Below are 6,007 nucleotides of genomic sequence, written 5' to 3' on the forward strand. Positions count from 1 at the left end.
GCCGGTCCGCGCCGCGACGACGCCCCACCCCCACACATAAACGCTCGCCGCTCACAGAAACACGTGCTGCACGCGTTTCTGTGAGCGAACGGTGTTTATCGCGCGTCAGTTGCCCGCCGCGAGCTCTTTCGCACGAGCGAGCGCCGCTTCGGCCGCCGTCGTGAAGGTGTCGTCGAGCCTCGCGTCCTGCAGCACCGCGATGGCCCGTTCCGTCGTGCCCTTGGGACTCGTCACGCGGCGGCGGAGTTCAGCGGGATCGACATCCGACGCGGCCATCAGCGCGGTGGCTCCGATGAAGGTCTCTTCGGCGAGCATCCGCGCCTGGGCGTCGTCGAACCCCATGCGAACGGCTGCCTTCGTGAACTCCTCGACGAGGAGGAAGACGTAGGCGGGCCCGGAGCCCGAGATCGTCGACAGAGCGTCGATCTGCCCCTCGGGAACCTCGAGCACGGCCCCCACCGTCTCGAACAGCGCGCGGACGACGGCGACGTCGTCGGCGGATGCCGCCGGGCCGGCAGCGAGGCCGGTGACGCCCTTCCCCACGAGCGACGGCGTGTTCGGCATCGAGCGCAGCGTGGCCACCTCGGCGCCGAGGTGCTTCGCGAACGTGTCGAGAGTGACCCCGGCGGCGAGGCTGACCACCACGGCGCCCGGACGGAGGTGAGGAGCGATTTCGTCGAGCAGGTCGGGCACCATGACCGGCTTCACGCCGATGAGAACGATGTCGGCGGATGCCACGGCCGCGGCGTTGCCACCCGGAGCCGCCTCGAGGGCGACACTCGTGACCCCCTCGAGCTCGGCGAGCTCGGCGGCCTTCGCGATCGAGCGGTTGGTCGCGGTGACGCCACCGCCCGTCAGCCCGGCCGCGACGAGACCGCGGAGGATCGCTCCTCCCATCGAGCCGGCGCCGAGGATCGCGATCGGGGGCAGAGAGGTCGTGGCATCCGTCATGTCCGACAGTCTACGAAGGGCATCGATCCGCTCCCAGGCAACCCCGAGTGCGACCGAGAGGGGCGGGCGTTAGAGTCGGATCGCGGGCGTACCGGGGCACCCGCGAGCGACACGGAGGACCCTCTCATGACACTCTTCGACGGCATCAGCGCGCGTCTCGTCGACACCGACCGCCTCAGCGTGAACGTGCTCGAGAGGACCGGCGACGACCCCGCGACGTCGCCCGAGCACACGGTCGTGTTCGTGCACGGAAACGTGTCGTCGTCGCTGTTCTGGCAGGAGATCATGCAGGACCTCCCCAGCGACCTGCGCGTGCTCGCGATCGACCTGCGCGGGTTCGGCGGCACCGAGCACATGCCCGTCGACGCCACGCGCGGCGTCCGCGACTTCAGCGACGACGTCCACGCCGCCCTCGAGGCCCTCGGCATCCCCACCGCGCACCTCGTCGGATGGTCGATGGGCGGCGGAGTGGTGATGCAGTACGCGCTCGACCACCCCGTGCTGTCGCTGACGCTGCAGTCCCCCGTCTCGCCGTTCGGCTTCGGCGGCACGCGCCGCGACGGCTCGCGTCTCACCGACGACGACGCCGGCACCGGTGCGGGCGGCGCCAACCCCGACTTCGTCCAGCGCCTGACCGACCGCGACACCACCGACGAGGCACCCACATCGCCGCGGTCGGTGTTCCGGTCGGGATACGTCGCTGCGGGCTACGCGAGCGAGAACGAGGACGTGTGGATCGAGTCGATGCTGTCGACCTCGACCGCCGGCGGCAACTACCCCGGCGATGCCGTGGCGAGTCCGAACTGGCCGGGGTTCGCCCCCGGGACCATCGGCGTGCTCAACACCATGGCCCCCCGCTACTTCGACGTGTCGGGAATCGTCGACCTCGCCCGGAAGCCGCCGATCCTCTGGATCTACGGCACCGCGGATGCCATCGTCTCCGACGCGTCGTTCTACGACCTCAACCACCTGGGCGCCCTCGGTGTCATCCCCGACTGGCCCGGCGAAGACGTCGCCCCCGCGCAGCCGATGGTGTCGCAGACCCGCGACGTGCTCGCCGCGTACGCCGCCAAGGGCGGAGAGGTCACCGAGGTTCCGGTGGAGGGAGCCGGTCACGCCGCCCACCTCGAGCGCCCGGCCGCGTTCCGCCAAGCCCTGCTGACGCACATCGGCTACGTCGGGCGCCCCGCCGACCCCGCGCCTCCCACCGAGGCGATCATCCTGCGCTCCGCCGACTGACGCTCGCCCCGAAAGGCCACCGTGGAATACTGCCTGTTCACCGAACCCCAGCAGGGCTTCTCGTACGACGATCAGCTCGCTTTCGCCCGCTCTGCGGAGAACCACGGCCTGGATGGGTTCTTCCGTTCCGACCACTACCTCCGCATGGGGGAAGGCGACCCGCGTCCCGGCCCCACCGACGCCTGGACCACGCTCGCAGGACTCGCCCGCGAGACCTCTCGCATCCGGCTCGGCACCCTGGTGTCGTCGGTGACCTATCGGGTTCCCGGCATCCTCGCGATCCAGGTCGCCCAGGTCGACGCGATGTCGGGCGGACGTGCCGAGCTCGGACTCGGCACGGGCTGGTTCGAGCGCGAACATGCCGCGTACGGCATCCCTTTCCCCGCCAAGCGGTTCGACCTGCTCGAGGAGCAGCTCGCGATCGTCACGGGCCTGTGGGCGACTCCGGATGCCGAGACCTTCACATTCGAGGGCGAGCACTACCGGCTCGACGCGGCGCCCGCTCTGCCGAAGCCCGCGCAGGAGCAAGTGCCCGTGATCGTCGGCGGCGGCGGACCGAAGCGCACGCCGGCGCTCGCGGCGCGCTACGCGACCGAGTTCAACATCGGCTTCGTCGCCGAGGACGTCGTCGCCGAGAAGTTCGCGGTGGTCCGCGCTGCGTGCGACGACATCGATCGCGACCCCGCGTCGCTCAAGCTGTCGGTCGCGCTGCCCACGATCGTCGGGGCGGACGACGCCGAGATCGAGCGACGGTTGGCGGCGATCGGCCAGTCCCGGGAGCAGTTCGACAACGGGGCGAACATCATCGGGACGCCGGACGAGGTGATCGAGAAGGTCGGCCGTCTCCGCGAGCTCGGAGCGAGCCGCGTGTACTTCCAGCTGCTCGACCTCCGCGACGTCGATCACGCCGACCAGATCGGCACCGACGTCGTCCCGCACCTTCCGCGCTGACACCCGCGCCGGGTTGCGGCCGTCGGCGTGTCGACGATTGCGTCAGTCGGCGTCGCGTCGCAGTTCGAAGAAGGACTGCAAGCGATCGGATGCCTCTCGCTCGGCGACCCCGCCGACCACCTCGGCCCGGTGCGGCAGACGCCTGTCGCGCAGGACGTCGTACACGGATCCGGCGGCACCGGCCTTGGCATCCCACGCTCCGAAGACGACCCGCGGAACGCGCGCCTGCAGCACGGCTCCCGCGCACATCACGCAGGGTTCGAGGGTGACGACGAGCGTGCAGCCCGCAAGGTGCCACGTGCCGAGGGCCTCCGCCGCGCGACGCAGCGCGACCACCTCGGCGTGGGCGGTCGGGTCGTGGGTCGCCTCGCGGAGATTCCGGCCCTCCCCGCGCACGGTCCCCGATGCGTCCATCACGACGGCACCGACCGGGACGTCGCCCTCGGCGGCGGCGGCGTCGGCGAGCACCAGTGCGCGGCGCATGGCCGAGATGTCGAGGGCGGTGGGGATCACGCGGGCTTCCGGATTTTGCAGGCGGAGTCGTCGCGATCGAGCGACTAGCCTTGAGCCTATGCGTGTCCACGTCGCCGATCACCCGCTCATCACCCACAAGCTGACCGTGCTGCGCGACGAGCAGACCTCGTCGCCCGTCTTCCGTCAGCTGACCGAAGAGCTCGTGACCCTGCTGGCCTACGAGGCGACGCGCAACGTCCGGGTCGAGACGATCGAGATCAAGACCCCGGTGACCCTCACCGAGGGCGTCAAGATCAGCGAGCCCCGCCCCATCGTCGTGCCGATCCTGCGCGCCGGTCTCGGCATGCTCGAGGGCATGGTGAAGCTCCTTCCCACCGCCGAGGTCGGCTTCCTCGGCATGGTGCGCGACGAGGAGACGTTCCAGCCCACCACGTACGCCGAGCGCCTGCCCGACGACCTGAGCGACCGTCAGTGCTTCGTGCTCGACCCGATGCTCGCCACCGGCGGGTCGCTCGGTGCCGCAATCAAGTTCCTGTTCGCGCGCGGCGCGCAGGACGTCACCGCCATCTGCCTGCTCGGCGCCCCCGAGGGCGTCGCGGCGATCGAGAAGCAGGTCGAGGGCCACGACGTCACGCTCGTGCTGGGTGCTCTCGACGAGCGCCTCAACGAGAAGGGCTACATCGTGCCCGGTCTCGGCGACGCGGGCGACCGCCTGTACGGCACCGCCTGACGCGGGGTCACGCCCGCGGCGGGGCCGCACCCGCGGCAGGACCGCACCCCCGCGGCAAGGGCCTGATCTCACGGTTTGGGGCGCCATTCCGCGTTTGGGGCGTGAAAAACCGCGCCCCGAACGGAAACCCACGCCCCAAACCCCGCACGACAGGCCGGCTTCGGGCTCAATCGGCCTCGGCGACCAGCCGCGCGAAGCCGCTGAGCCGCGCCACACCCTCGGGCGGCGCGGTCCCGCCCAGGGCCGGGGCCCGATCTCACGGTTGGGGCGCCATTCCGCGTTTGGGGCGTGAAAAACCGCGCCCCGAACGGAAACCCGCGCCCCAGACCCCGCACGACAGGCCGGCTTCGGGCTCAATCGGCCTCGGCGACCAGCCGCGCGAAGCCGCTGAGCCGAGCCACCCCCTCGGGTGTGCGGGGAAGGTCGTCGAGCAGCGACGGCGAGTACACGACGTACGCCGTCTGCATCGCGCGTGAGATCGCGACGTTGATGCGGTTGCGCAACAGCAGGAACTCCAGGCCGCGCGGAGCCTCGCGCCCGGAGGACGCGGCGAGGGTGAGGATGGCGACGACGGCCTCCTTCCCTTGGAAGCGGTCGACCGTCCCGACGGGCACGTCGCCGAAACCAGCCGTGGCGAGGGCTTCTTCGACCGCGACCTGCTGAGCGTTGTACGGGGTGATGACGATGATGTCTTGCGCCCGCAGGGGTCGCGGCTCGTGCACGGTCGCGGAGTCGCCCGCTCCCCCCTCGGCACCGGTCCACTCGCGTCCGACGAGGTCGCCCACGAGACGCGCGACCTCGGCCGCCTCTTCGTTCGAGCAGGTCGAGTTGCCTCGGTGCCGCACCGGCACCACGTGCACACCGGGCTCGACACCGTCGAGCCGACGCAGCGCGGTCGAGGGGTGCGCCGCGAGCCGGCCCTCGTACGACAGCCGCGACACCGGGCCCGCCACCGCGGGATGCATCCGCCGCGTACGGGCGAGGAAGTAGCCGAGCTCGGGGGGCACGACCTCGGCTCCGTCGATGATCCACCCGAGCGCCGAGGTGTCGACCGGCTCAGGATGCGTGCCCTGACTCACCTGCGGCAGCTGCTGCGGATCGCCCAGGAGCAACAACCGCTGCGCCGAGAGCGAGACGGCGATGGTCGACGCGAGCGAGAACTGCCCCGCCTCGTCGATGACGAGGAGATCGAGGCTGCCGCGTGGAACGCGGGTCTCGTGACTGAAGTCCCACGCGGTGCCGCCGACGACGAATCCGTGGGCGGCGTTCTCGGCGGTGAAGGCGGCCACCCCGTTCTTCGGCAGCACCGTGAACGCGTGCGGAGCGCTCGGGTCTTTGGGCGCCTTACCGACACGGGATGCCGGGACCCCGGCCGCGATGACCTGGTCGAGCATGTGCTCGATCGTCGCGTGCGACTGAGCGACCACCCCGATCCGGTAGCCGCGTTCGGCGACCAGCCGGGCGATGACGTGGGAGCCCACGTACGTCTTGCCCGTCCCGGGAGGGCCCTGGACGGCGAGGTAGCTGTGCTCGAGGTCGGCGACGCTGCGTGCGATCGCGGTGACCTCGTCATCGCCCGGACTGCCGTCGACGGCGGTCACGGGCGCGAGCGCCCCCGAACGGGTGCGCGGCGGAACGCGGCGCAGGATGTCGGCGGCGGGG

Annotated in this window: 6 protein-coding genes; 3 read left to right on the forward strand and 3 right to left on the reverse strand. The window is 71.1% G+C overall.

Annotated elements, in window-relative coordinates; genetic code table 11:
* Positions 1 to 105: 105 nt before the first annotated feature.
* The gene (gene proC / locus P2P98_RS18380) at positions 106 to 951 is read right to left on the reverse strand and encodes a pyrroline-5-carboxylate reductase (protein ID WP_275801714.1); all 846 of its coding nucleotides are present in this window, start codon (positions 949 to 951) and stop codon (positions 106 to 108) included.
* Between the two features lie 126 nt (positions 952 to 1,077).
* Here proC and P2P98_RS18385 point away from each other — a divergent pair, with 126 nt between their 5' ends.
* Complete coding sequence (locus P2P98_RS18385) at positions 1,078 to 2,190, forward strand: alpha/beta hydrolase (protein WP_275801716.1); 1,113 nt, start codon at positions 1,078 to 1,080, stop codon at positions 2,188 to 2,190.
* Between the two features lie 21 nt (positions 2,191 to 2,211).
* Positions 2,212 to 3,141 (forward strand): LLM class F420-dependent oxidoreductase, encoded by a 930-nt coding sequence (locus P2P98_RS18390; RefSeq protein ID WP_275801718.1) that lies wholly within the window; start codon positions 2,212 to 2,214, stop codon positions 3,139 to 3,141.
* Positions 3,142 to 3,183: 42 nt separating this feature from the next.
* On the opposite strand, the gene tadA is transcribed toward P2P98_RS18390, so the two are convergent.
* Positions 3,184 to 3,624, reverse strand: a complete 441-nt coding sequence (tadA, locus tag P2P98_RS18395) for a tRNA adenosine(34) deaminase TadA (RefSeq protein ID WP_275801722.1) — start codon at positions 3,622 to 3,624, stop codon at positions 3,184 to 3,186.
* Positions 3,625 to 3,712: 88 nt separating this feature from the next.
* Between tadA and upp the strand changes: the two genes are divergently transcribed.
* Positions 3,713 to 4,345 carry a uracil phosphoribosyltransferase gene (gene upp, locus P2P98_RS18400; RefSeq protein WP_013585398.1) on the forward strand — a complete coding sequence of 211 codons (633 nt, stop codon included), beginning with the start codon at positions 3,713 to 3,715 and terminating at the stop codon, positions 4,343 to 4,345.
* Between the two features lie 353 nt (positions 4,346 to 4,698).
* Here upp and P2P98_RS18405 read toward each other — a convergent pair.
* On the reverse strand, positions 4,699 to 6,007 hold a 1,309-nt coding region (locus tag P2P98_RS18405), incomplete at its 5' end, for a DEAD/DEAH box helicase (RefSeq protein WP_275801720.1).

The sequence above is a fragment of the Microbacterium sp. Kw_RZR3 genome (assembly GCF_029222405.1).
GTDB lineage: Bacteria > Actinomycetota > Actinomycetes > Actinomycetales > Microbacteriaceae > Microbacterium.